Genomic DNA, 22,242 nt, shown 5'->3' with positions numbered 1-22,242 from the left:
GCCACGCGAAACCTCAAGCCCCGTCCGTCACCTTCGCGTTGACTCCGGTCGCTCTCCGGCGGGGCCCGGTTCGGGCTGAGGCTCGGGTTCCGGTACGGGACCGCCCGGCTGGGGCGCGGGCGGAGGCGATGGATCCGGAGGGACCGGCACCGGGTTCGGCGGGGGCACGGGCGGCGGTGAGGGGACCGGCGGCGGGATCGGCGAAGGCGGCAGCGGATCGGGGAAGGGATGGGTCATCACGGACCTCCCGGTCGGCGGGGCCCCGTGCGCGGGGCCCCCTTCCAGGGTGGCCCCGCGGCCCGGGCGGCGCCCGCCGGATCTCGTCGTCCGGGAGCTCGGGTGGCCTCCGGCCCTCGGCTCAGCCCAGCGCGGGCACGGCGTGCGGGCTGCGCGCCGTGTCACTTCCGGGAACGGGCGCGGACGCGTCGCTCCCCAGCTCCACGATGCGATTGTCGCCGTCGACGTGCACGACGCGCGGCACGAAGGTCCGCGCCTCCGCGTCCTCGACCTGGGCATAGCTGATGAGGATCACCAGGTCGCCGGGGTGCACGAGATGGGCGGCGGCGCCGTTGATCCCGATGACGCCGGAACCGCGCTCTCCCTCGATGACGTAGGTCTCGAGGCGGGCCCCGTTGTCGATGTCGACGATGTGGACCAGCTCGCCGGGCAGCAGGTCGGCCGCCTCCATGAGCTCGGCGTCGACGGTGACGGAACCGACGTAGTGCAGGTCGGCCTGGGTCACGGTGGCACGGTGGATCTTTGACTTGAACATGGTGCGTATCACTGAGGCACTCCTGGACATAGGCTCCCTGCCCGCGTTTTCGCAGGTCAAGGGCTGTTTTCACACCCTACAACGAGTCGCAGGCACGGGCAGCTGTCCCCAGGTCTCCAGGACTCGTGCTGGCCACGTGCCGACTTTCGTGACGAATCGCCAGGCGCTCCGAGAGGGCTTCGATCGCCCTGCCGAGACCCACCGCGACGACGGCACAAGCCTACGCAGCACCCCCCGAACGGCCTCCGTGATCACCGTCACTCCGGCGGTCTGGGCGACGGTCAGGAGCGAGGGCGGTCGGCCGGGAGGCGAGGCACCGCCCACCATCGTGTGGCAGCGGCTGATCGACCGGGTTGTGGGCCTCGACGACGCTGCTGTGCTGCTGCCCGGCTTCGACCGGGCCTCCCCGGCCGGGATGACCATGATCGATCCGCTCCACGGCTGAATCCACGGCGGACGCGGCCGGGCGCCGGGCGTGGCGTCGGGATGTGGACGGGTTGTCGGGCCATGATGCCGGAGTGCGACTTGATCACGTGTCCTATGCGGTGGCCCGCGACAGCTTCGTCTCGACCGTCCAGCGGATCGGATCGGCCCTCGGCGCCGGGTTCGTCGACGGGGGCGTGCACCCGCGGTTCGGCACCCGCAATTTCATCCTCCCGCTGAGCGGCGGCACCTACGTCGAGGTCGTCACCACACTCGACCACCCCGCCGCCGACCGCGCGCCCTTCGGCCAGGCGGTCGCGCGCCGCGCCGCCGAGGGCGGCGGCTGGCTCGGTTGGGTGGTCTCCGTCGACGACATCGCCCCGGTCGAGGCCCGCCTCGGCCGCACCTCGACCGAGGGCCACCGTGTCCGCCCCGACGGGTTCGACCTGAGGTGGAAGCAGATCGGCCTGCTGGAACTGATGGAGGACCCGCAACTCCCCTATTTCCTTCAGTGGTTGGTCCCCGGCGAGGAGCTTCCGAGCGCCGACCCGCGCACCTCCACCACCATCCACGGAGTCTCCATCGCCGGCGACGCCGCCTCCATCGCCGAATTCCTCGGCGAACCGGCCGACCACCCCCTCGACCAGATCGACGTCACCTGGGTCGAGGATGAGGAACAGGGCCTGGTTTCGGTCGAGTTCGCCACCGCCCACGGCCCGGTCACGATCTGACCCTTTGACGGGAGGCGCGTCGCGGCGGACGATTCGGGGCCTCCCGGACGCCAGCCCTCCCCTCCCGCGCCTGGACGCTTCACTCGGTCGACGTAGTCCGCCTGGGGCGGCCGCAGGCGCCAGGCACGCTCATCGAGGACGTGGCCACGTCGCGGTGCGTCAATGCCGGCAGGACGGCCGGACGCGGAGCAGCTCGGTCCGCAGGACGGGTGCGCCGTCGACCGGTGCCGGGTTCTCCGCGGTCGGCTCGATGCCTGCGGCGGCGATTCTGTCGAGTGTCGTCAGGCCGTCGGGGCCGACCGTGCCGAACACCGTGTAGTTCGGTCGCAGCGCGGAGTCGCCGTAGACGACGAAGAACTGTGAGCCGTTCGTGTTCGGACCGGCGTTGGCCATCGCCAGCAGGCCGCGCCCGTAGAGGCGGCGCGCGCCGGTGGGATCGGTGGGTGCGGGCGGCAGGTCCACCGGCAGCTCGTCCTTGTACTTGTACCCGGGGCCGCCCTCACCGGTACCGGTCGGGTCGCCGCACTGCAGGACCTTCAGCGTCGGGTACGCCGTCAGGCGGTGGCACACCGTACGGTCGTAGAACCCGTGCCGTGCCAGGTGCAGGAAACTCTGCACCGTGCACGGCGCCTTGGCCCGGTCTACGTGCAGCGGGAGCGAGCCCTGGCTGGTCGGAACTGTCATGTCCACCGCGCCACGACTGGCGGTGCGCCGCGGGTCGGGCGGCAGCGGAACGGGGCGCGCCGGCGGCTCGTCCGGGGTCTGCGTGTACTGGCAGGGGCCGTGTGTGGTGCGTGGCGGAGCGCTGTCGGAAGCGGTGGCGACACTCCCCCCGGACACGACTAACGCCACGGCCGCGAATGCGCTGATCAGTGCTCGCTTCATCTTGCACGCCCTCCCGATGATCTCCAGGTCTTGGAGCGGTCGCAGTCTAGGGCGTGGTGGGGTCGGCGGGAGTGGAAGTTCCGGCCGATTGCCCGAGTCGACGTGCGGCCTCCGGGATGCGCCTCCAAGAGGCCGGGGGGAAGCTTGAAGTGTGGCCACAATCGGAGGCACGGCTGGTCGGTGCCCCCGACCGTCAGCGTCTCTCCACTTCGTGATCGACCTCGGCCCCGCCCCTGACCCGGCCTGTGTCGCCTGACCCGGCCTGTGTCGCCCCGGGCAGGCTCAAGGACGACGCCGGCTCCGAGCTCATCGAAGGCCGTAGTGATGAAATCAACATCCAACACTGAAAAGTCGCGTGTCGTGGCCACGATCCCTGTAGGAGCGGAGCCGGTCGGTGTCGCGGTGGACGTTCACGACCACGTCTTCGTCGCCAACAGGCTTGCCAACACCGTGTCGGTCATCAACTCTGTGACGAACACCGTGACCGCCACCCTCAACGTCGGATTCCGCCCTGAAAGCGTCGCGACCGATCCTCAATTCGGCGTCTACGTCGCCAATGGCGGGAATTTCACGGTGTCGGCACTGGACAGATTCCACACCCTCGTCACCACCATCGAAGTCGGAGGCCCGCCCGGTCTCCCGCTACCCGACATGCTGAGGGTGGCGGTCGATCACCTCATGGGTCGGGCCTACGTGGCGAACCGAGGTCTTCACAGGGTGTCGATCATCGGACTCAGCAGCGATCCACCCGCCCTGTCCTTCGACTTCACCGACGTCGACGGACCCCTCGGGGTGGCGGTCGATCCCGTGAGTCACCGCGTCTTCGTCACGCAACCCGACCACAACAAGGTGTCGGTGATCGATGCCACGACCCACACGGTCGTCAAGAGCTTCGCCGTCGGTCCGCATCCCACGGGCATCGCGATCGACCCCCAGAAGCGCCGGGTCTATGTCGCCAACTCCGGATTCAGGACGGTGTCGGTCATCGACATGCCGACGGGCGGCGTCGCCGAGATCGACGTTGGTCAGAGCCCGACCGGTGTGGCGGTCGACTCCCATGGTGCCGTCTACGTCAGCCACCCCGACGACCTGGTGAGGGTGATCGATCCCGGCTCCGCCGGCGTGATAGCCAGGATCCCCGTCGGCTCCCAGCCACAGGGACTGGTCTTCGAACACCACAGCAACCGCCTCTACGTCGCCAACCGTGGCGACGGCACGGTTTCCGCAATCGACCTTGCCGGCGGTTAGGGCGCCTTCAGGAACTCCTGACGCTGGGCACGGTGCCACCCGCCGTCGCGAAGGGTGAGCGGGAGATCGGTCACGACGATCACGTGGTTCATCGGCTTGTGGCGGGTCGTGTCCTCAACACGACGGGACACGAGGGTCATCGACTTCGTTACGCTCTCTCCTCCCGAGTGCTGGAGGTTGCGATGAGCGAACACCTTGTCCACACGGTCGAGGTGCCGTTGGCGGACGGCAGTGACGAAGCGATCCGTGTTCAGATCCGCGAGGTGGACGAAACCCTCGTCCGGGTGGGCCGCGGAGGCCGCTCCGTCGCCCGGGCGGAGCGGTCGTTCGGACAGATGCTGGACACCGTGCGCCCAGTGGCGGAGAGCTTCGTGGGCAGGTTCCGGGGGATGGCCGACGCACCGGACGAGATCACGCTGGAGTTCGGTGTGTCACTGTCGGCCGAGGCCGACGTGGTCATCGCCAGCACCGCGACGTCGGCCAATTTCTCCGTGAGCATGACGTGGCACGGAAGTGACGCACGAGACCCAAGTGGGCCGGTCTCGTAGGTAAGTTGACACAGTCAGCTTGCGGTGGGGGGCGTGGAGGCCACGGTGTCGGGAGACGAGTCACGGAGCGCCGACGAGGCGCTGAACGCGGCGGTCGTCCGCGTCCGGGGAGAGAACGGCGCGATCGCCGGGGCAGGCGTCCTCGTCACCCCGGACCGTGTGCTGACCTGTGCCCATGTCGTGTCGGACGCACTGGGGAGGGAACGCCACCTCGAAGTCGCCGGCGGCACCACGGTTCTGGTGGACTTCCCGTTGGCCGACGGGACCGGGAGGCGGGATTTCACCGCCGAGGTCGAGCGGTGGATACCAGAGGAACCTCGGCACTGCGGAGACGTCGCGGTCCTGCGGTTGCGGGACGTGGCTCCCGGCACGTGTCCGCTGCCGATGGCCGACTCCGACACGCAGCTTTCGGATCGTCCGGTGCGCACTGTCGGATTTCCGGACGGCGAGCCTGGCGTGATCTGGCATCGAGGGGAGCTCAGCGGCAAGTCGGAGGGAGACTGGATCCAACTCTCCCGGGCCAACACACGAACCTCACGCGTCACAAAGGGTTTCAGCGGCAGCCCCGTCTGGGACGAGCAGCGGGGCGCGGCGGTCGGCATCGTCGTCGCGGTCGAGGGCAGACAGGACGACACTCAGCAGGCATTCGCGATCAGCGTGAAAGCGGCGCTGCGGGAGCTGCCCGACCTTGCTCACGCCCTGACTCCGGACCCCTTTCGCGGCTTGGCCACCTTCCAGGAGAGCCACGAGCAGATCTTCTTCGGACGCGGCGACGACATCGAGGAAGTGGTCACGACCCTGAGAGGAGACCACCCGGCGGTCCTCCTCTACGGGCCGTCGGGCTGCGGGAAGTCCTCGCTGGCGCTGGCCGGCGTGGTGCCCGAGATGCGGCGGGACGGCTACGAAGCCCTGGTGGTGAACGCGGGGGCGGACGGGACCCTGCTGTCCGGGTTGGCCACCGACCTCTACGAAGCCGTTCGCACCGGACGGTACGGGGATCCGCGCGCGGAGAGCGTCGACCAGGTGGAGGGCTGGCTCGCCGACAAGGGCCTCGTGGACACTCTGAACCGCCTGCGGGGTGAGGCGGGAGGCAAGTACATCGTCGTACTCGACCAGGCCGAGGCCCTCCTGGATCGAACCGGGGCAGAGATCGAGGAAGCCGTCAGGGTACTTGTTCCCGGAGGCGGTCCGGGGACTGGATCACGCCTGCTGGTCACCCTCCGCTCCGACTTCATGGACGCGGCGCTCAAGCACCCTCGGCTCGGCCCCCTGCTGCGGAACAGCAGGACGATCCCGTTGACGCCCATGTCCCGGGACCAGCTCAGAGAGGTGATCACCAGACCGCTGGAGAAGGCCCCGGCCGTGACGTACGACCCGGGGCTGGCTCGACGCATCCTGGACGACGCGTGCGGCGAGCCCGAGAACCTGCCGCTCCTCGGCTTCGTACTGAAGAGACTGTGGGACGACCGGTTCGCCGGCCGGCTGCGCACGACGACGTACGAGGCGATGCACGGCGTGTCGGGCGCGTTGGAGAAACACTGCGACCAGGCATGGAAGGAGTGCGTCGGGGCGAACGCGAAGGCCGATGCGGCGCGGCTGCTCAGGGGCCTGGTCCGACTGCTGCCCGGGAGTGAGATCCCTCTGCGGCGCAGGCTGACCCGAGAGGAGGCGGGCACGGCCGTATGGGAGCTCGCCACGTCGTTCGCCGCACGACGGCTGCTCGTGCTGCGCGGAGGCACCGGGCAACCGGAGACCGCCGAGCTGGCCCATGAGACATTGATCAACGTCTGGCCCGCGCTGAGGAAACAGGTGAGGGACGACGGCGAGTTCCTCGCGGGCCGGGCGGAGCTGAACCATGACCGCGACCGCTGGACGAAGGAACACAGGTCGACGGACCTGCTGCCCGGTGCGATCCAACTCGCTTCCATTGAAGCCTGGTTGGGGGGCAAGGAAACAGAACTCTCCGAGGAGGAAAGGGACTTCCTTGCGCGGGCGAGAAGGCGCCAGCGGGTACGGCGAGCCCGCATCCGCGCCTCCTGGACCGCGGCCGCCATGGTGCTCGCGTTGATCGCCAGTCTCGGCACCTTCCTCGTCTACCAGCAACGCGTCAGCACCCAGCGCGAGGCGGAATCACGTTCGCGCCTGCTGGCCGACTTCTCCGCCGAAGTCGCGAAGCAGGATCCGGGACAAGCCGCCCTGATCGCCATGGGGGCGTACGAGATCGCGCCGACGGATGAGGCTCGCAACGCGATGCTGCGCAGGTACGACCAGTTCAAGGACGCCGCGTGGGTGCTGAGCGGGACCGAGGGGCAGATTCTGGAAGCGGCGACGAGCGTGGACGGCATGGTGACGCTGGTGACGTCCAGCAACCAGCGCGCCACGCTGTTCGTACGCCAGGCCGGGGGGAGGATTCTGCGCCACCCGCTCGGCCTTGCCGAGATGGCCTTCCACCCGCTGGTCAGCCGGGACGGACGGCGGATCGCCTATCTGTCGGCGGCGGGCAGCCTGGTCTGGCACGACGTCACTCCCGGGGCTGACAAGGCGGAGAACCTGCTGGGGGCAGCGCATCCGGTTCGCGACCGGGAGTTCAAGGACAAGGTCAGCTCAGAGGCGGAGAGCCAAGAGGACAGCGTCATGGCCTTCTCGCCCGACGCCGGGCACCTGGCCACGGTGGCGGACGGACGGCTGCGGCTGTGGGATCTGGCGACGGCACGCTACCGGGTGGTGCCTGGGAAGTGGCCCACGACCGGAGTCGCCGTCTGGTTCGGTCCGAACGAGGACACGCTCGTCGTCCGACGGCCCGGCTCGGGCGACGGTGAATCCTCGTTGGCAGCTGTGGATGTCGGCACGGGAAAGGTGCGTGAGCTGCTGGAGGGAGTCGACTCGTCCACGTTGTTCGGTCCGGCCGTCGCTCTGTCGGGGGACGGAGGCGTACTGGTCGTCTGCAGCGAGAAGGGCCACGACGCCGTCTACCGGGCCCTGCGTGTGACGGACGGGCGGGTACTGAACAGCTACTCGGCCAAGGACAAGGGGTGCGAAAGCGTCGCTGTGGACGCGAAGGGGGAGCGCTTCGCAGTCGCCTCCCTCGGCGATCGGACACTCGTCCGCACCAGGCCTGGCGGCCAGGTGCAACAGGTCCCGGGACCTTCCCTGGAGAACCACACCGGCCGTCTCCTCGGAGATGCACGTGCCCCGGTCCTGCTCGCCCAAGCTGAAGGCAGCAACGCGCTGATGGCCCTGCCCCTGAACGGGGTCGACCTCGACGGTGGCGACATCGTCGTCAACGATCCGAAGCTGATCGACGGCGGGAAGACGATGGTGGCCCGGGTCCGGCACTGGGCCGAACCTGACAGCGAGGAGGTTCTGGCGCTCGTCGACGTGACGTCCAGGCGGATCACGTCCCAGGTGAGGCAACCCGAGATGCGTGGGCCGGTCGAGCCGGCCCGCGCGAACTCGCTGACGGTCAACGACGCCGGAACGCTCGTGGCGGACGTGGTCGACCACAACGAGATCGTCGTCCGACAGATCCCGTCCCTGCGCAAGGTCGCAGAGATCACCACACTCATGCCTCCCGTCGATGAGGTCGGGAACGGGGACGCGCTGGAGCTCGACTTCATCCGGGGCGACGAGTTGATGACGCGCTCCGGCAGCCGGATCGAGCACTGGAACGCCCGGGACGGCCGCCGCCTCTCCGAGGTCATCGACGCCCGGGCGCTCGGACTCGCCAAGCCGGGCGAGGGGGCGCCCGATTCGGGCTTCGCGGTGGACGGCCGCCCCGAGTCGGGATACCTGCAGATCATGGTCTGGGGCGACCACACGCTGCACGCCGTCGATCTGCGCACAGGCGCGGAGGACGAGGCACTGCGCATCCCCCTCGGCCCGGACGTCGAACGGGCCTTCCTCAACAGCACAGGACAGTACGCGGCGGCGAAGACGCCGGGCGGCATGCTGGAACTGTGGTCGGTCGGGTCCGGGCAACGACCGAGAAGAGAGGTCGGCCCACTCGGACCGCTGGGATCGAACCGCCTGTTCACGGGCGACGGGTTCACCTTCGACTTCACAGGGAACGAGGGCGAGTTCTACCTGGCCAACGGGAGTTCCGTGCGCTTTCAGCAGGCATCGGATCCCAGCCACTTCGAGTCCTACGACTTCGCGGCGCATCAGTACTTCGTGGCGGCCACCAAGGACGGGAAGACCTTGCTGAGGGCCCTGTCCGCAGGTGGCTTCGGAGGAAACGATGGCGGAGGGCGCCTGGACCTGTTCCGCCTGGACCCCGAACTCTGGAAGAGCCACTTGTGCGACGTCATCGGCCGTGACCTCACCCAGGACGAGCGCCGTGGCATGCCTGCTGGGCTTCCGGACCGTATGTGCCCGGCCTGACCTGCGGGGTGCTTCCACCCGTCCCTGTGCCTTCCCCGGAAGGCCACCTCTTCCTGCGTACGAACGGGTGACCTCTCCACGTGAGGCCGGAGCCCCGGTGGTGCGGAGCTCACGCCGGTCGCGTCCTACCCGGTCCGCTCCGGGGCCCGGTGCTCTACCGTCCCCCTCATGCGACCTCCGCTGCTGCACCGGCGCTGCCCCGAACTGGCCGGCTCGCTCCCCTTCCTCCGGCTGGGTGCGGCACCCACGCCGGTGCGGCCGCTGCCCGGGCCGGGCACGCGGGTCGGGCTGTGGGTCAAGGACGAGAGTGGATACGGCGACGGCGGCTGGGGCGGCAACAAGGTCCGCAAACTGGAGTGGCTGCTGCCGGAGGCCCGCCGGCGCGGCGCGAGGACCCTCCTCACGGTCGGGGGCCTCGGCACCAACTGGGGCCTCGCCGCGGCCCGGTACGCACGGGGGCAGGGCCTGGAGGTCGCCCTCGGCCTCATCGATCACCCGGTCGACGAGCACGTGCGGGACCAGGTGGAGCGGCTGCGCGCCTCGGGTGCCTCGCTGCACTTCCTGCACACCAGACGCAGGCTGATCCTGGCCGCTCCCTGGCTCTTCGTCCGCCACGCCCACGGCTTCAGGCTGCCGTACTACCTGCCGGCGGGCGGGTCCTCGCCGCTCGGCACGCTGGGCGCCGTGGAGATCGCCCTGGAACTGGGCGCGCAGGTCGAGGCCGGTGAGCTGCCGGAGCCGGCGTGGCTGGTCACCGCCGTCGGATCCGGCGGCACCACCGCGGGACTGGCCCTCGGACTGCGGCTCGCCGGGCTGCGCACCCGCGTCCTCGGCATCGTGGTCAACGACACCCTGCGGCTGGACTCCGGCTCCCTCCTCGGGATGGCCCGCCGCTCCGCGGCCCTGCTCCGGGCCCGGGGCGCGGACGTGACCGGCGTCGTGCCCGGACCCGACGCGATCCGCGTCGAGACCGCGTGGCTGGGCGACGGCTACGCCCACCCCACCCGGACCGGTGACCGGGCGCTCGCCCTGGCCTCGGCGCAGGCCGGTCTGACCCTGGAACGCACCTACACCGCCAAGGCGTTCGCCGCCCTGCTCGATCTCGACGCGGGCGGCGGGCTGGGCGGCGGCCCGGTGGTCTTCCTGCAGACCCACGGACCCCGATGACACGGCATCGGGGCGCGGACGGGGCACCGGCAGCGCCCGCAGGGGAACGGACCGCGTCGATGACGACGAACGCGAGGCCCGGGACGCTGGGCGAGCACCTCGCGGCCCTACTCCTCCCTCTCCTCCGGCTCCGCGTGCCGTGAGGCGCCACGGGCGCCGAGTGCGGAGAGGGAACGGTCCGCCGGCAGGCCGATCAGTTCGGGGTGCACGAAGAACTCCTTCTCCCCCTCCGGCTTCATCTCGTCGGGCGTCAGCGGGTTGGCCTTGGCCCATGCGTCGCGGCGGACGCCGGTGATCTGCCAGCAGACCTCGAGGCCGGCCCCGCCCCCCGCGATCGCGAAGGTGCGATCGGCGAGGGCGTCGCTGATGTGCAGATCGGGGGCTGCGGCGCCGACGGCTGTGAGCTGATATCGGAAGGACTCGTTCAGCGACTCGAACCACTCCGGCAGTTCGACCGTGGCACGGCCGTCGCCGTCGAGGACGACCGTCCCGTCGTAGACGCTCTTCATCTCGGAGGACACGACGCCCGCGTGGACCAGGAAGCGGTCCAGATCGAGCGGGTTGTCGATCCGTATGAAGAAAGCGCCGTCGGTCACCTTTCCGGTGATCACGACGTCGCCGTCCAGAAAGGCGGCCCGCTCCGTCCCCTTCGCGTAGAGGCCGGTGGCTCCCTCGGCCTTGACACCGTAGCCCTGGGGGCTGTTGCCGTAGACACCCGGGCCGAAGGTGCAGGTGCCCTCGACGCCGGCGTGCTCACCGCCGCCCTTGCCCTTCACCCCGGGGTTGTCCGAGCTGCTGCCGAGGACACCGGGGTTCTCGCCGCCGCCGGTGCCGGTCACCCCCACGCCGCTCTCACTCGTGCCCGAGACGCCGGTGCCCTGCTTGCTCGACGCCGACACACCCGCGCCCTCGTCGCTCGCGGCCAGGACGCCCACGCCGGTGGTGCTGATGCCCGAGATCCCCGCGCCGCCCTTGCCGGTGCCGACGACGCCGGTGCTGGTCTCACCGCCGGTCCCCGAGACGCCGGCGCCGTCCGTGCTGGTGCCGGACACGCCCGGACCCGAGGTGCCGGTTCCCTGCACGCCCGCGCCGGCGCCGCCGCCCTTGCCGGTGACGCCCGCTCCCTTCGTACTCTCACCGGAGACCCCGGCACCGTCCGTGCTCGTACCGGACACACCCGCGCCGGCCGTACCGACGCCTTCGACACCGACGGAGTTCCCTCCACCGGTGCCACGGAGGCCGACACCCTGGGTGCTGGTGCCCATCACCCCCGGCCCGGCGGCCGCGCTGCCCCGGACACCCGCGCCCTCCTCTCCCCCCTGACCGGTGACGCCGTCGCCCTTCGTGCTGGTGCCGGAGACGCCCGTGCCGTCGGTGCTCTCGCCCGACACTCCGGGTCCGGTCGCGGCCTTGCCCTGCACTCCTGGCGCGGCGCCACCGCCCTGCGCGAGGACGCCCGGACCGGTGTCACTCGTACCCGAGAGTCCTGGACCGGTGCTGGCGGTGCCGAGGACGCCCGCGCCCGATCCGCCGCCCGTGCCCGTGACGCCGTCGCCCTTCGTGCTCGTCCCCCGGACTCCCGGGCCGTCGACACCGGAGCCCTCGACGCCAGCGGCGGAGCCGCCTCCCTCGCCGGAGACGCCCGTGCCGTCGGTGCTCTTGCCCATCACCCCGGCGCCGTCCTGCGAGCTTCCGAGCAGCCCGGCTCCGGACTTCGCGGCGATGCCGGACACACCCGCGCCGTCCGTGCTCCTGCCCTCGACTCCGGGACCGTCGGTGCCGGTGCCGGTCACGCCGGGGCTGCCGGGCGCACCTGTGCCCTTCACCCCCGGGCCTTCGGCGCTCGTGCCCTCCACGCCCGGGCCTTTGGTCCCGTTGCCCAGCACGCCGGCGCCCGTTCCCGTGCTGAGGCCCGAGACGCCGACCCCGGCCTTGCTGATTCCCGCGACACCCGTGCCGTCCTGGGCATCCTGGGACCGGCCCACGACCCCTACTCCCTTGTTCTTCTTGGTGTCGCCGAGCACGCCGGCGACCGGCGCATCCGTGGTTCCCGTGTTCCCGGTGCTGCCGATGACACCGCTGCCTTCGGAGCTGTCCCCCCACACTCCGAACTTCGGCGGGGTCGGGAACGAGCTGGACACATCCTGTCCTGTGACCTTTGGCATGGCCGGCTCCTCTCGCTGTGCCGACGGGCCTTCCGGACGTCACTGATAGGCGAGCTGGACGCAGAAGACCGTCACCGACTTGTCTTCTTCCGCCCCGCTGACGTCGACTGTCAGGTAGTAGCGGTGTGTGTCGTTCGAGATCTTCACCTCGCCCGGTGGTCCCGCCGGAGTGCCCAGACTCGTGGACTCGACGAGGAAGCCGGTGCCTCCACCGATGGTGATGTCGACGCCCACGAGGGCCACCCTCAGCGTGCCTGTGCTGGACAGATTGCTACCGGTCACGAGCAGCGACCGCACGAGTGCACCGTCCGGAAGCACCACGTTCATGAAACCGTGTGCCTCGGTCGCGTCCGTCGGCTTCTCGACCGTGTCGATGTGCTGCGACCAGGGCGGCACCTCGGCCCCGGCGTCGCTGTAGGACACCAGGGCAGGGGTGAGCGTGAGATGGCGCGTCGGGGTGCCCAGCGATTCGATGATCGGGTTGATCTGATTCTCCGCCAGCCCCGCGAACTCCTCCTCCAGCAGGTGGAACCGGCGGTTGAGCCCGTCCTCACCACCCGCCTGGACTCGGTCCTGGTTGTCGATCCAGTCCTTGTGGGTGAACTGCGGCTTGTAGTGCTCAATCATGTCGATGGTCCTTGCGGAGGCGGACGAAGGAGGACGAGAAGGGATCCGCGACGTGGTACGTCGGGAACGTGTACAGCCGGGGCCGTTCGGTCTCCTCGGGATCGAGACCGGCCAGGGCCCTCAGGCGGTCGGTCCGGCATTCCACGCCGAGGGGGTGGAACCAGTTGAGGACGTTGAGGATCAGGTCGTACTGGTCCTTCGTGATGGCCGCCTCGGGCAAGAGGTCCAGCGAGTCCTTGAGCCTGACCTCGCACTGGTAGGGCCTGAGCCCGTCGGCGGGGAGGTACGTCGCCCGGATCGTGACGCGTCCGGGGACTCGGCCGACGACCTCGCACACCGGGGCGTCGGGTGTCTTCGGCTCGGCGGCGCCGTATCCGTGCGGGATGGAGGACCACACGAGGACCTCGCCCGTGCCGGTGCCCAGCGGAAGCTCGGTGTCGAGCCGCGGCGGGCCGGGCGGGTGCTCGCCGAGAGGAGCGGGATCGGCGAGGAGCACGGTGCCGCCGTGGCGCGGAGCCATGACGAGGCGGGGCGGGTACGGGGCACCGGCGGGACTCGCGGCGAGGGCGGGCCCGCCTCGTCCCGGGCTGAACACCTGCGGCAGGCGGACGTCGGTGGCGACGTCGACGAGGTGCACCCGGCCGGCAGCCGAGGACGAGCCTTCCGTCGCCACGTACAGCAGCTTCTCGTCGCCGCTGAGGCTCAGGGCCACCGGCGCCGCACCCGCGGGAAAACCGCTGATGACGGCCGTCGGGCTGGTGCCCGGCGGACTGTAGACGCGGATCTGACCGCCGTCGGCAGGGTCGGCTCCGGGGCAGATCACGTAGAGCTTCTTCCCGTCCGCGGTGACAGCGACGGAGTGGGCGGTCGGATCGCCCGTGTCGACCGTCTCGTGCAGGGTCAGCGTCGCGCGCTCCACGCGGCACCACCGGCCGTTGTCCAGGACGGCGAACAGGGAGGGGCTGCCGGCGGCGACCGCGAGGGACCGCGGCGCGGCGGGCAGGTGCAGCGGCGCCGCCTGCGCGCCGGTCGTCAGGGCGAAGGCGCGCAGGTTCTGGTCGGTGCAGCCGACGTACAGCCGACTGGTGTCGGCCGCCAGGACCGCGGGACCGGAGCAGGTGAGGTCCGACGGGGTGGTGGCCGGCTCCAGGTCCGGGTTCAGGACGGAGATCCGGCCGAGCCGTTCGTGCGCCACGAAGAGGTGTCCGCCGCCGAAGGCGAGGGAGCCGGGGAAGGGTGCGACCCTGCGTGGTGAGGTGTCCCGGCGGAACGCGGGGCGCGGACCTGCCCCCTTCAAGGTGAAGGAGGTGACCCTGTGCGTGCCCGGTTCGGCGAGGAAGACGCGTGAGCCGTCGGCGGCGAAGCAGGCCGCGGTGGGTTCGGCGGCGGGATCGACCTCGACCTGGACGGACTCCCCCGTCACGACCTCGCCGGGGCCGGTCACCGTCAGTTGTTCGCCGGGGGCGACGGCGACCCGGACGGTCTCCGGTCCGTCCGGATCGCCGGACGGGGGCGAGTCGATCCGGATGAGGTCGAAGCCCGCCGCGAAGGCCCGTGCCGCGAGGGCCGACGCGGTCAGTGTGGTGTGGCGGAGCCGCAGGGCCCGGCCCTGGGCGTGGAGGGCCGCGTCGGGGTCGGGTTCGGAGCCGGGGGGCGGTGGCCCCTGGGCCTTCTCCGGGACGTACGACACCAGCACCATGAGCGTGCCGGCCGTGCCCTTGAGCAGGTCGAGCAGCCGGACGAGGGCGTCGGCGGTGACGCGCTGCATGAGCCGGTTCCTGGGCTCGTCGCCGTACTCGACGGGGCGCGGGGCCCGGTCCAGGTCGTCGGTGCGTACGCGCAGCGTGTTCGGGTCGAAGTCGCTGGTGGGCGGGCCGGCCGCGGCCGCCTCGGTGGGGTCGCGGCGACCGGTGCCGCTGATGCTGTGTCCGGCGGTGAGGGAGGAGTCGGCCAGACCGATCCGGATCCGGCGGGTGCCGCCGGCGACGTGGCCGTGGCGTACGACCTCGACGCGGACCGAGACGTCGCCGGCGGCGAGGGCGTGCAGGGTGCCGGGTTTGCGCGGCGGGAAGGCGGCGTCGCCGGCTCCCGAGCGGAGGATGGACCACCGGATCTCGGCGTCGGTGAACCGGGAGGGGTCGGGGAAGACGCCGAGGACGAGCGTGTCGCCTTCCGTGACGTCCGGCCGGCCGGCGGCGTCGTCCGCGGTGGCCGTGGTGATCCGGAAGACCTCGCCGCGCGGTTGGGCGGCGTGGACGAGTCCGTCCCTGGTGTGCTGGACCCAGCCGAATCCGGCCGCGTGGGCGAGCGCTCCGAGCCGTTCGGGGGTGACGCCCGGCGTATGGGTGAGCAGGACGGCGCGCCCGACTCCGTGCAGGCCGGTGGAGGTGGCGTCGTACGCCTTGACCACGTGCAGTGCGCCGCCGGCGGGGCGGTCCCGGGCGGCGAGGCGGAGCAGGAGAGCGTCCAGGGCGCGGGAGACGCCGAGTTGCATCCGGTGGCTGTCCTCGTCGTCCGCGAACGTCAGTCCGGCCTCTGCGGGGCGGCTGATCAGCCAGGCCGGGTCGAAGTCGGGCTCGTCCCGGGCGGCGGTGCCGACGGCTGCCTCCTCCGGTGTGCCGAACTCACCCTCGGCCGTGACGGACTGGCTCAACGTGAGCTTCGCCGGAAGGACGCGCAGAGGCAGTCCGCCGGCGGCCACGGTCCTGCTCTGTTCCTCCACCACGAACGGCTCGTGGTCCTCCGGGGCGAGGGCGATCGCTCCGGCCGCCGCGTTCACCGCGGCCTGGAGCCGGTCGGGGGTGGGCAGGAGCCAGGAGTGGAAGATCTGGAGCCGGCGGCGGTACTGCCCGTCGGGCTCGCCGGTGACCGGGGCGAAGGTGTCGCGAGCCGTGCCGGAGAGCCGTACCTCTTCGATCAGACCTGTGTACTGGGCGGCGGGGTCCTGCTTCTCCGGGGACTCCGTTGCCCGGCCGATCACGAGCTTGGCGGCGCTGGTCAGGGCGCCGAGGGGTGCGCCCGTGACGCGGCGGGCCACCTCCTGCCCGTCGACGTGGAGCAGGACGGTGCTGGTGCCCTCCTCGCGGGCGAGCACGCCGGCGATGTGGTGGAAGGCGCCGTCCGCGAGGTCGTGGTCGGCGAACAGGTCGACCACCGTGCTGCCGTCGGAGAGGGAGAAGCGGAGGTTGTGGTCGATGCCGCGGAAGGTGCCCACGGTCAGGGCCCAGCCCTTGTCTTCCAGGGTGTCGAGCCGCATGCGCTTGGCGACGACGACCCCCGTGGTCGTGGTGGCCCGGTCGGGCCGCACGACCGCTTCGACGGTGAAGTCGGCGGAGGCCGGGAGGGCGAAGGCCGGGGCGTCGTCGACGCTGATGAAGCTCGTGTCCGGCCCGGAGTCGAAGCCGAGGCCGAAGCCGAGGCCGAAGCCGAAGGCGTGCGCGAAGCGCCCCGTCCGGCCACTGCGGGCGCCGGTGTTCACCCCCGGGCGGGCGGGCGCGGCGGCGTCGACGACGGTGGTCACCGGCGCGGCGGGGTCCTGGACTCCGTCCTCGTCGGGCGGGGGGACGTCGTCGAGGTGGAAGAGCGCGATCGTGGCGTCGTCCACGGTGTGGGGCCGGGGCGGGAAGCGGGGGGCGCCCAGGTCGAGACCGAGGAGGTCGAGGCTGACGCCATGGGCGGTCTCGGTGTTGCGCTGAGCCGTCACGTCCCGGAGGTGGTCGGCGACGAGCTCGTGTTCCGCGCCGATGATCCAGAGCAGTTTGGCCAGGTTTCCGAGCAGCGCGGTGACGTCCCAGGTGACGGTGCCGAAGGTACGGGTGGGGGCGACGGGGGCGAGTGTGACGAGCCGCAGCCGGTCGGTGACCTCGGCCGCGCGGCCGGGGATCGGCACGGTCACGGCGCGTCCGGCCGGGTGGCCCGCCGGGATGTGCAGGTCGACGTGCTCCGTCTTCATGCCCTTGTCCCGGATGTAGCAGACCCGGACGGTGAGGGGCCGGGTGACGTCCTGCCGGGGGGCGAGCAGGTAGCGGGGGGAGGCGGGCGGCTTGCCGTAGACGTGCTCGTAACGGTCGAAGTCGTACGGCGGGACGGTGACCTCCTCACTGTCCTGCTCGGTGACCAGCGGAAGGGACATGTGTTCCATCCCCCGGTCGTACGGGGCGGGGAGGGCGTCCCGCATGACGGCGAGGGCGCCGCCCGGCAGCGGGTCGCGGAGGCGCGGAGGTCCGCAGGATCGTGTCGTGTTCATGTGACCACGACCTGGAGGTCGGCCATGGAGGTGTCCACGGAGAAGCGGGCGATCTCGTCGGGGGCGAGGTCCAGGTTCTCGCCCACGGACAGTTCCTGGGACCCGCCGTAGGTGCCACCGCCGTAGGCGGTCTGCCCGAAGGCGGGGGCGAAGCGGCGCAGCCGCAGGTTCTGCACGTCCACCACGCCGGCGGCGGTGCGGGCGCTGAGCACGATGTCGGAGTGGAGCACGCCGTGTCCGAGCCGGAGCCGGTTGACGGAGGCCCGTACGGCGTCGAGGATCGCGCCTTTGACGGCTTCCTCGTCGTGGCCCGCCTCGACGACGAGGGTGGCGCGCAGCCCGACGTCGACCTGGTTGGCCGCGAGGATGTCGGGGAAGATCGACACCGGTCGCCACTGCCGTACGACGTCGACCACCTCTTCGTACAGGCCGGGGACGAGTGACTCTCCGTCGTGCCACGGCCAGCCGGGCTCGGCGGCGACGACGATGTCGAAGAAGTAGGGGGAGCCGGTCTGGCGCTCCCGGGAGAAGGCGCGGCTGCCGAAGCGGAAGGTCCCGTAGGCGCGACGGGTGGCCTCGACCCCGCCGAGCGGGTCGAAGATCGCCGCGTCCCGCACGCCGTTCACGTCGAGCACCTGGGCGAGCAGCGCTTCCTGCGTCCATACGGTGCGGGGGACGCCGAGCAGGCGGGCCCGGTAGACGGCGTCGGACTCGCACACGTCACCGTCGTGGAAGGCCTCTTGCGTGACGGCAGCGACCTCGGCGGCACCCAGGTTGAGGTTGCGCCGGGCCCATTCGGGGTCGAGGTGCATCTTCGCGCCGCCGGAGATGTTCCCGGCCTCGCCGCGCTCGACGGCCTCGGCCTCGGCGGTGGCGGTCCTCTCCTCCGCGGAGAGGACGACCGCCCCCGTGGTGCGGAAGGTCATGACGGGCCCGCCTGCCGCGCGCTCGGTCACGATGACCGTGCCCTGCGGGAGGGCGTAGCGGCGGCCGGGTTCCCCCTTCGCGATCGTGAGGAGGACGGTTCCGTGGGCCCGCAGTTCGCGGCGTCGCAGGCCCAGGTCGCAGCCGAGCAGGTCGAGACCGGGCCCTTCGGCGGTGGTGACGAAGGTGCCGTAGTACTGGGATTCGAGGGCCCGCCACAGGGCGTGGGTTTCGAGGGCCGCGGCGTCCAGGACCTTGCGCAGGGCGCTGCCCGAAGTGAGGTCGACGTCGTCGCCGAACATGGCGCGGGCGCGGGTCTGCTGGTCGGCGATGATCCGGTCGATGCCCTTGACGACGAATCCGTCCTCGGCGACGCCGAACCGTTCCTCGGAGGTCATGGGGTCCCCCTTGCTCGGAGGGTGACTGTGGTGTTCGCGACGGTGTCGACGATGGCGTAGACCGCGTAGACGCGTGCCGCGTGCGCTGCGGCGACTTCCCGCCGGTGGGTCTCGGCGTCGAGTCCGGGCAGCAGCTCCAGGTAGCGCGGTTCGTCGTCGAAGAACACCTCGCGCACATCGGTGACCCGGAGGTCCGAGCTGAGGCAGCGGACGAGTTCCATCGTGAGGAACTGCTTGCGGGTGGGCAGGTCCTCGGCGTAGACACCGATGGCCAGGCGGTCGAAGCCGAACACGGTGTTGAGCCGGTCGCTGCCCCGCTGGGTGGCGACGCCCAGCTCCAGTGCCTGGCTCAGGGCGTCGGCTCCGACGACGAGGGCGAGGTCGTGGGACCTTTCGTCGAGGACGAGGTCCCCCTCGTCGAGGGCGAGGCTGCGGCCGAGGCTCGGCGTACCTTGCGGAGGGGTGTCGCCGGAGACGTAAGGGCGCATCGCGGCGGCGGCCGGCTCCGATCCGGCCGACGAGACGCGGAAGGCGGTCGCGAGGGCCGGGGCGGGGGGTGAGGGGCCGGCCCTCAGGGAGTCTCCGGTCTGTCCTCCGGGTCGGTCTCCGGACGGGAGACCGATCTCGGCACCGTCGGCGGGACGGTCGTCGCGCGGTTCCAGCGGTTCGTTCCCGGTCATCAGAGGCTCTCCAGCAGGTCCTGGCCGGCGTCGGCCACCGTCCACCGCGCCGCGCCCTGCACGCTGGTGGTGACCCCGGAGGCCGTGGCCAGCAGGACGGGGGTGCCGCCGACGGTCAGCTTCTTCGTGAATCCGTCGGGGGTCGCCGGTGCCGTGATGAGACAGGCTTTCTCCACCCCGCCGGAATTCGCGGTGCAGGGGGTGATCATGCCCGGTACGGGGGCGGTCGCCGAGCCGAACTGGAGGCCGCTCTCCTTGCCCGCGAGGACGACTCCCTTGCCCTTGACGGTGACCCGGGGGTCACCCGCGGCGAGTCTGAGCCTGCCCTTGTGGGTGCACTCGATGATCGCGCCTTCGACGAGTACGAGGGACATCAGCTGATCGCCACCTTTCCCTGGCCGATCGTGAGGGTCACTCCCTCGGATCTGAGCACCACGTCCTGCTTGCCCGCGTCGACGGTGACCTTTCCGTCGGAGTCGATCTTGACGGTGGTCCCCGTCGCGTGGGTGATCAGGAGAACTTCGGCATCGCCTTCGATGGGGCGCGTACCGACCTGTGAGCAGACCTCCTTGCCTATCGCGATCTTCAGCCCGATCGCCTCCACGACCCGGCGGCCTTCGGCGGTGATCAGGTCGTTGGCGGACTTCCCCGTGGGCTGGGGCGTGGTTCCGGGGGTGACCTCGGTGGGCAGACAGAGCCACCAGTCGCCCTCGTAGGACTTGGGACGTTCCATCTCGGGATCGTTGGCCCACACGAAGCCGGTCACCACGCCGTCGTCCGGGTCACCCCTGACCTGGTTGAGGATCGCGCGCATGCCCGGGTACACCGGGACCGACAGGCCGACGTTGTGCCAGGCGAACGGCGACACGAGGGGCCTGTCGTACCGTTCTCCGCTCTCTCCGGTGACGGGCAGGTCCACGCTGGGCGACGCCTTGGCGTGGTCGGACTGCTGGCCGACGGTCACGTTCGCCACCCGCTTGTCCGGCTTGGCCGTGTCGACCTGGCCGACATCGACGGAGGGGGTGGCGGCTGCGCGCTCCTGGGCCTTGCCGGCGATCAGGTCCCCGATCGAGTGCGGGGTCGCCTTGCGGGCGAGCTCGCTGCGCCGGTGGTTGCCGCCCACGCCGCTGAACTCCACGGCACGCCCGGTGCAGGTGTATCCGTTCTTCGGCGAGAACGTGTGGGTCAGCTGAAGGACACGAAAGTTCATGAGCGGCTTCTCGTAGCCCTCCACTCCGGCGGCGACCATCTGGCCGGCCCGCAGGGAGGGGACGCCGAGAACCGTGAAGTCGAAGAGCTCGACGTTGTCCGGGTCCGGCTTGTCGGTGACCACGGCCGGCTGTTTGCCGACCGCTTCCAGCTGGGAGGGTCTGAACTCGGCCAGCCGGGCCACGGTCATCGTCTTGTACTCGACGAGACAGTCTTCCGCGAGCATCGCGGCCGCGAGCAACGCGGCCGGGGGAATGAAGGGGAACCTGCTCTCGCTGGGCGGAGAGCTGAGCGTCAACCCGCACTGGGCCTTGCCGTCCTGGACGAGGATCTCGTAACCGAAGTCGGAGGCCATGGCCTTGAGCAGCGCGAAGGAGTTCTTGCCGGACCTGTTGATCGGGCGTTCGGGGGCGTCGGGTTCCTCCGGGCCCACCAGGTCGACTCCGGCGAGCCCGACGATGGCCTTCGCCGCGTCGTAGGGCGTCGTCTCCTTCTTCGAGAGGGCGGCCGTGGGGGGTCTGCTGCCCGGGTCGGTGTGGTTGAGCAGCCGGTACGCGGCTTCCTCGTGCCCGGTGAGGCGGATGCCGAGCGGAGGGAACCGGGTCGCCGACCTGATCGCGTCGACCCTGCCCGACAGGACCACTTCCTGCCCGGAGGGGTCGTCCAGGTATCCGAGGTGGATGTCCACGTCGACCCCGCCGTCCGGACCGGGCTTCTCCGCGAGCGCGTCCGTCAGCACCTTGTGGACGGGGAGCGGCAGGTCCTCGAAGGCGATCTCGAACGTGCCCGGTTCACCGATCGCGTACGTGATCGAGATCTCGGCGTCGGCCAGTACCGACCCGCTGCGGACGTCGTTCGAGATCTTCAGCCGAAGGATCGGGAAGTCGAGCTGGTACCAGAGGATCACTCCCATCGCCGTGCCACCCCGATCACGATCCGGGAGCCGTAGTGGCCCAGTCCGTTGAGGTTGCCCCTGGCGACCGTCGCCTCGACGAGCCTGACGGCCAGCGGACCCGCCTCGTGCACGAGATCCGGCTCGGGGACGAGCTTGCGCAGGAGCAGGACACGCGGGCCGTCGGGGCCGGGGCCCTCCACCCTGAGCACCAGATGACCGGGAGGTACGGGCCGCAGGCCGGGATCGTTCGGCTGGGGTGCGCGGCTGTACGCCGCGAGGTCGTACAGCGTCTCGGGAGGGTCGTCCTCGCCGCCGTCGAAGTTGGCGTACAGGGCGAAGTCATAGGTGGCCTCACCCACCGGACACCGGAAGACCTGCGGAAGGCCCGCGTCGGGATCGACCGGCAGTCGGTGGAAGAGCAGTTCGGCGCTCACAGTCCGCCGCCCAGCTGGCGAGCGAGCGAACGCGTCTTGCTCACGGTGGGGATCGCGGCGGAGCCGACGGCGAGCGCGAGGTCAAGGGCCTCCCCGAGTATCGCGGTCAGGCTGGAGCGCGGGACCTGTTCGAGGCTGATGGTGACGTCCACGGCGTCCCTCTTCTGGTTGGACTGCGTGAAGCGCAGGCTGGTGATCTGCATGTCGAGGCTGACGGTCATCCCGCAGACCACCGGAAGCCCGGCCAGCTTCATCAACGGCGCCGTGGAGCCCGCCAGTGCCCGGGAGGTCAGCGCCATCGTCTCCAGGCCCTTCTTGGACAACAGCCTTGTCTGGCCGACGAGTACGGCCTCCACGCTGATCGTTCTGGTCGTCGGCGCCGTGAGCTGGGTGAGACGGCTGCCGGCGATCCTGGCCACCTGGTAGCCCTCGCTGAGAGTCAGACTGGTGACCGTGAACAGCGGCACCGCGCCGATCAGGACGGGAACGTTGAAACCGGCCGGCATCGTC

General features: G+C 70.8%; 17 protein-coding genes. 6 read left to right on the top strand and 11 right to left on the bottom strand.

The annotated features are described in order from the left end of the window. Positions 1–358 precede the first annotated feature (358 nt). On the bottom strand, positions 359–784 hold the full coding sequence (gene panD / locus ACN9MM_RS33315; RefSeq protein ID WP_426367450.1) for an aspartate 1-decarboxylase: 426 nt from the start codon (positions 782–784) through the stop codon (positions 359–361). A 235-nt stretch (positions 785–1,019) separates the two neighbouring features. On the opposite strand from panD, the gene ACN9MM_RS33310 reads away from it, so the two are divergent. Further along, on the top strand, positions 1,020–1,217 hold the full coding sequence (locus ACN9MM_RS33310) for a hypothetical protein (RefSeq protein WP_426367449.1): 198 nt from the start codon (positions 1,020–1,022) through the stop codon (positions 1,215–1,217). Positions 1,218–1,290: 73 nt separating this feature from the next. Then, the gene (locus tag ACN9MM_RS33305) at positions 1,291–1,926 is read left to right on the top strand and encodes a VOC family protein (protein WP_426367448.1); all 636 of its coding nucleotides are present in this window, start codon (positions 1,291–1,293) and stop codon (positions 1,924–1,926) included. Between the two features lie 159 nt (positions 1,927–2,085). Here ACN9MM_RS33305 and ACN9MM_RS33300 read toward each other — a convergent pair whose 3' ends face one another. Further along, the gene (locus ACN9MM_RS33300) at positions 2,086–2,610 is read right to left on the bottom strand and encodes a peptidylprolyl isomerase (RefSeq protein WP_426367447.1); all 525 of its coding nucleotides are present in this window, start codon (positions 2,608–2,610) and stop codon (positions 2,086–2,088) included. 561 nt (positions 2,611–3,171) lie between these two features. On the opposite strand from ACN9MM_RS33300, the gene ACN9MM_RS33295 reads away from it, so the two are divergent. The 4 genes from ACN9MM_RS33295 to ACN9MM_RS33280 all read left to right on the top strand — a co-directional run bounded on the left by ACN9MM_RS33295 (position 3,172) and on the right by ACN9MM_RS33280 (position 10,154). Further along, positions 3,172–4,059, top strand: a complete 888-nt coding sequence (locus ACN9MM_RS33295; protein ID WP_426367446.1) for a YncE family protein — start codon at positions 3,172–3,174, stop codon at positions 4,057–4,059. A gap of 182 nt (positions 4,060–4,241) precedes the next feature. Continuing rightward, complete coding sequence (locus ACN9MM_RS33290; RefSeq protein ID WP_426367445.1) at positions 4,242–4,607, top strand: CU044_2847 family protein; 366 nt, start codon at positions 4,242–4,244, stop codon at positions 4,605–4,607. Between the two features lie 33 nt (positions 4,608–4,640). Further along, the gene (locus ACN9MM_RS33285; RefSeq protein WP_426367444.1) at positions 4,641–8,987 is read left to right on the top strand and encodes a trypsin-like peptidase domain-containing protein; all 4,347 of its coding nucleotides are present in this window, start codon (positions 4,641–4,643) and stop codon (positions 8,985–8,987) included. 168 nt (positions 8,988–9,155) lie between these two features. Next, positions 9,156–10,154 (top strand): pyridoxal-phosphate dependent enzyme, encoded by a 999-nt coding sequence (locus ACN9MM_RS33280; protein ID WP_426367443.1) that lies wholly within the window; start codon positions 9,156–9,158, stop codon positions 10,152–10,154. A 107-nt stretch (positions 10,155–10,261) separates the two neighbouring features. Here the strand turns inward: ACN9MM_RS33280 and ACN9MM_RS33275 are convergent, their stop codons facing one another. From ACN9MM_RS33275 to ACN9MM_RS33235, 9 genes are read right to left on the bottom strand one after another with little or no spacing between them, the layout of a single operon-like run. Then, entirely contained in the window at positions 10,262–12,319 is a 2,058-nt protein-coding gene (locus tag ACN9MM_RS33275; protein WP_426367442.1) for a hypothetical protein, read from the bottom strand. A gap of 39 nt (positions 12,320–12,358) precedes the next feature. Beyond that, on the bottom strand, positions 12,359–12,946 hold the full coding sequence (locus tag ACN9MM_RS33270; protein ID WP_426367441.1) for a hypothetical protein: 588 nt from the start codon (positions 12,944–12,946) through the stop codon (positions 12,359–12,361). Beyond that, on the bottom strand, positions 12,939–17,192 hold the full coding sequence (locus ACN9MM_RS33265; protein ID WP_426367439.1) for a LamG-like jellyroll fold domain-containing protein: 4,254 nt from the start codon (positions 17,190–17,192) through the stop codon (positions 12,939–12,941). Before ACN9MM_RS33265 ends, ACN9MM_RS33270 begins: the two co-directional genes overlap by 8 nt. Then, positions 17,189–18,514, bottom strand: a complete 1,326-nt coding sequence (locus tag ACN9MM_RS33260; RefSeq protein ID WP_426367438.1) for a baseplate J/gp47 family protein — start codon at positions 18,512–18,514, stop codon at positions 17,189–17,191. Before ACN9MM_RS33260 ends, ACN9MM_RS33265 begins: the two co-directional genes overlap by 4 nt. Further along, the gene (locus ACN9MM_RS33255; protein ID WP_426367437.1) at positions 18,511–19,194 is read right to left on the bottom strand and encodes a hypothetical protein; all 684 of its coding nucleotides are present in this window, start codon (positions 19,192–19,194) and stop codon (positions 18,511–18,513) included. The genes ACN9MM_RS33260 and ACN9MM_RS33255 overlap by 4 nt, the downstream gene beginning before the upstream one ends. Beyond that, positions 19,194–19,568 (bottom strand): hypothetical protein, encoded by a 375-nt coding sequence (locus ACN9MM_RS33250; RefSeq protein WP_426367436.1) that lies wholly within the window; start codon positions 19,566–19,568, stop codon positions 19,194–19,196. The genes ACN9MM_RS33255 and ACN9MM_RS33250 overlap by 1 nt, the downstream gene beginning before the upstream one ends. Further along, the gene (locus tag ACN9MM_RS33245; RefSeq protein WP_426367435.1) at positions 19,568–21,316 is read right to left on the bottom strand and encodes a hypothetical protein; all 1,749 of its coding nucleotides are present in this window, start codon (positions 21,314–21,316) and stop codon (positions 19,568–19,570) included. The genes ACN9MM_RS33250 and ACN9MM_RS33245 overlap by 1 nt, the downstream gene beginning before the upstream one ends. Next, complete coding sequence (locus ACN9MM_RS33240) at positions 21,307–21,732, bottom strand: hypothetical protein (RefSeq protein WP_426367434.1); 426 nt, start codon at positions 21,730–21,732, stop codon at positions 21,307–21,309. The genes ACN9MM_RS33245 and ACN9MM_RS33240 overlap by 10 nt, the downstream gene beginning before the upstream one ends. Then, entirely contained in the window at positions 21,729–22,238 is a 510-nt protein-coding gene (locus tag ACN9MM_RS33235; protein ID WP_426367432.1) for a hypothetical protein, read from the bottom strand. The genes ACN9MM_RS33240 and ACN9MM_RS33235 overlap by 4 nt, the downstream gene beginning before the upstream one ends. Positions 22,239–22,242: the final 4 nt, after the last annotated feature.

This window comes from Streptomyces sp. E-08, from assembly GCF_049913095.1.
Lineage (GTDB): Bacteria > Actinomycetota > Actinomycetes > Streptomycetales > Streptomycetaceae > Streptomyces.
Note: the sequence above shows the minus strand (reverse complement) of the source record. Positions and strands in the feature narration are given on the sequence as shown.